Annotated in this window: 1 protein-coding gene; it reads right to left on the minus strand. The window is 70.2% G+C overall.

The features are described from left to right. Positions 1-1,196: MFS transporter (locus AB0D74_RS50345; RefSeq protein ID WP_362603431.1), on the minus strand; the 1,196-nt coding region annotated here is incomplete at its 3' end. Between the last annotated feature and the right edge of the window lie 91 nt (positions 1,197-1,287).

A 1,287-nucleotide genomic window follows, 5' to 3' on the forward strand; every position in this document is an offset into this window, starting at 1 on the left:
GTGATACCGATCTGCTGGCTCATCGTGGCCAGCCCGGTCGCCATGCCCTGCTCGTGATCGGGCAGCCCGCTCGTCGCGGTCACCATGAACCCCACGATCAGCAGCATGTTGCCCACCCCGCCCACGAACGTGGCCGGCAGCAGCAGCCCCAGACTCGCATGCGTCGTCCCCAGAGCGAGCAGCGCACCCGTCGCGACCGTCTGCACCAGCGCACCCGTGACCAGCGCCGCCCTGGTGCCCGCCCGGCCGATGAACCTGGGCGCCATCACCCCGCCCGCGACCGTGCCCAGACCCAGCACCCCGAACGACAGACCCGCCGCCAGCGGCGAGAACCCCAGCACCTTCTGCAAGTACAGCGTCATCAGGAACACCAGCGACGTCTCCGTCACGAACGCCAGGACCCCGGCGATGTTCCCGAACGCGACCGTGCGCCGGCCCAGCACACTCACCGGGACCAGCGGCGCCACCGCGTTGCGTTCCACGAAGTAGAACACCACCAGCAGCACCACACCCGCCGCCAGCACCCCCAACGCCACCGGATCGCCCCAGCCGTGCTCCCCCGCCCGCGTGAAGCCCAGCACCACGGCCAGCAGACCCAGCGTCACCGCGAGAGCACCGGGCACGTCCAGCCTCGGCCGTTCCGCGGGACGCGACTCCGCCAGCACCATCGGCGCGATCACCAGCACCGCAGCCGCCACCGGCACGTTGATGAAGAACGACCACCGCCACGACAGCAGGTCCGTCAGCACCCCGCCCAGCACCGCACCCGTGGTGAACCCCGCCGACATCAACGCCCCGTTCAGCCCGAGCGCCTTCTGCCGCAACGGGCCCTCCGGGAACGACGTCGTCAACAGCGACAGCCCCGCCGGCGTCACCGCCGCCGTCGCCAGCCCCTGCAGCACCCGCGCCACGATCAGCACCTCAGGACTGCCCGCCAGCCCGCCCGCCAACGACGCCAGCCCCAGCACCGCAAGCCCGCCCACAAACAACCGCCGCCGCCCGAACAGATCCGCGATGCGCCCGAACAACAGGGTGAACCCCGCCGCACACAACGCGAACGCCGTCGCGATCCACTGCAGATTCCCCAGCGAGAACCCCAGACCCCGCCCGATCACCGGCAACGCCACATTCAGGATCGAGAAATCCACCGCCAGCATGAACTGCGCCACCAGCAACACCACCAACGTCAACCGCATCCGCGACGACAACCCACCCGAACCACCCCCACCCACACCAGACCCCACCGACCCCACCGGCCCATCCACCACACCATCCACCACAGACATG

Source organism: Streptomyces sp. NPDC048278, assembly GCF_040652195.1.
In the GTDB taxonomy this organism is placed as follows: Bacteria; Actinomycetota; Actinomycetes; order Streptomycetales; family Streptomycetaceae; genus Streptomyces.